Genomic DNA, 631 nt, shown 5'->3' on the forward strand with positions numbered 1-631 from the left:
CGTATACAGGCGGTGACTATTTGGTCGAAGAATGGATGTTGCAGATCCCGGGTGAGAAGTGGGGCTTCTTGATCATTACGATGATTGTGATTTTGATTCTGGGCTTCTTTATCGACTTCGTTGAAATCTGTTTCATCATCGTTCCTATTATCGCACCGGTTGCTGAGCTGCTCGGCATCAACATGACGTGGTTTGCTATTCTCATCGCGATGAACTTACAAACCTCCTTCTTAACACCGCCATTTGGCTTCAGCTTGTTCTATTTGAAAGGGGTTGCGCCTGCAGGCGTGACTACACGGGATATTTATCGTGGCGTGATGCCATTCATTGCGATTCAAATTCTCGTCCTTGCCTCCTTACTGTTTTTCCCAAGTTTCTACGGCATGGGTTAATGGGTAAGGAATAAAAGAGATTTTGTGAGCTGAGAGTCTTCACCTTTTGAGACAAGTTGTTAAGCTGCTCTTGGGGCATATTGACCCTTTGGGCAGCGTTTCATGGAGGGAAGGATGCCTCTCAAAGCCAAGTTAATTTTGCTGACACTGATTCCGGTGGTTTTAGTGTCGGCAAGCATCAGTTGGATTTCCATTTATCAGGCCAAAACATTGGGTCAACGAGAGGTGGAGATCTTCCA

Annotated in this window: 1 protein-coding gene; it reads left to right on the plus strand. The window is 45.8% G+C overall.

All coding sequences use genetic code 11. From position 1 onward, the window contains the following. Window positions 1-392: TRAP transporter large permease subunit (locus tag R7Z50_RS28525; RefSeq protein ID WP_318149884.1), on the plus strand; the 392-nt coding region annotated here is incomplete at its 5' end. Between the last annotated feature and the right edge of the window lie 239 nt (window positions 393-631).

This window comes from Vibrio sp. 1249-1, assembly GCF_033340495.1.